Genomic DNA, 241 nt, shown 5'->3' on the forward strand with positions numbered 1-241 from the left:
CTCCGACCAACCTGACTTTCTACAATTCCACTGACTGGACCACAGAAGACCCCTATTTTGAGATCCCGGTAAGGGCTATCGCTGCAAGGTCTGATCCTGCCGCATCGGTCGGCACCCAGGTGTTTAACATCGGAGGAGACTGGACAGATGACGGACTATTCAATACAACAGTATCTTCTGTCAATGTCACTGACATCAACCTGCCCGTCACACTGATCTCATTCTCGGCAGCAAAAGAGGG

Annotated in this window: 1 pseudogene; it reads left to right on the forward strand. The window is 51.0% G+C overall.

Annotated elements, in window-relative coordinates:
* A pseudogene (locus AAHB90_RS32695) lies at positions 1–241 on the forward strand (T9SS type A sorting domain-containing protein); the annotation flags it as partial.

The sequence above is a fragment of the Dyadobacter sp. OTU695 genome, assembly GCF_038440355.1.
Taxonomy (GTDB): domain Bacteria; phylum Bacteroidota; class Bacteroidia; order Cytophagales; family Spirosomataceae; genus Dyadobacter.